1 protein-coding gene is annotated in these 439 nt (G+C 64.9%); it reads left to right on the top strand.

Translation table 11 applies throughout. From position 1 onward, the window contains the following. Window positions 1-246 precede the first annotated feature (246 nt). A partial coding sequence (locus tag ACU8YE_RS25435) for a hypothetical protein (protein ID WP_446930366.1) occupies window positions 247-439 on the top strand: 193 nt, incomplete at its 3' end.

Here is a 439-nt window from a genome sequence, read left to right as displayed (position 1 = left end):
GTACGCGCTGTTGGCGGGCGAGCTGAAGGACAAGCAGGGCGAGGTCGCGAAGATCCAGACGCTGTTCGAGCAACTGCCGACCCTGAGCGCCCGGACGCAGCGGTCGAACGCCTGCTCGAATGCGCTGAGGAGCTTCTGAAGGAGATCGACCCGGCCTGGGCACCTGCAAAGGTCAAGGCCGTCCGGCCGAACGTCTACAAGGCACCGGTCGGCATCGGCCGCATCAGCAAGACCGCGCTCGACGTCATGCGGCAGGCCGGCGTTCCGCTAACGATCAGCGAGATCACCGATGGGCTTCTGGCGATGGAGGGGGTCGGCGAGGTCGATCCGCAGACGCGGCAGCGAGTCAGGAACTCAGTGGATTCGACGTTGCGACAGAAGGCCAAGAAGAACGTCGTCGCCCACGACGGAGCCGCTTTCGCACGCAAATGGAGCATCG

The organism is Ralstonia sp. VS2407 (assembly GCF_052950655.1).
This window is presented reverse-complemented; position numbering and strand designations above follow the sequence as displayed.